The organism is Pseudoalteromonas sp. S4492 (assembly GCF_005886115.1).
Taxonomy (GTDB): Bacteria; Pseudomonadota; Gammaproteobacteria; order Enterobacterales; family Alteromonadaceae; genus Pseudoalteromonas; species Pseudoalteromonas gelatinilytica.
This window is the reverse complement of record NZ_PNCP01000357.1, coordinates 1-289: the sequence shown is the minus strand read 5'-3', so window position 1 is coordinate 289 and position 289 is coordinate 1. Positions and strand designations below refer to the sequence as shown.

Genomic DNA, 289 nt, shown 5'->3' with positions numbered 1-289 from the left:
GCTTGGAGAAGACGTTTTTTTTAGGTTTATAGAGCTTTTCCCAACTGAAATGCCGGCTGGTTTAGTGCTTGTTATGTCTGGGCCAAGCTATACAAAGCTCTCTTCATTGATTGGGGGTAGAGTGGGAAGCCAAGCCAGTATCACAATGCCGTCATTAATGCGTAGTGATGTTCGTGATTATTGCGCCAGAGCTTTATTACCAAACAGATATAGTCCAGAAAAAATTAGTATCATTTGTGATAGAGCTCAGGGTCATCCTCTTTACCTGCGTTTCCTTATTGATTTGGTT

1 protein-coding gene is annotated in these 289 nt (G+C 41.5%); it reads left to right on the top strand.

The window, feature by feature from the left end; genetic code table 11:
* Nucleotides 1–289, top strand: a 289-nt coding sequence (locus CWC28_RS22460) for a hypothetical protein (RefSeq protein WP_212746843.1), incomplete at both ends; no start/stop codon positions are given.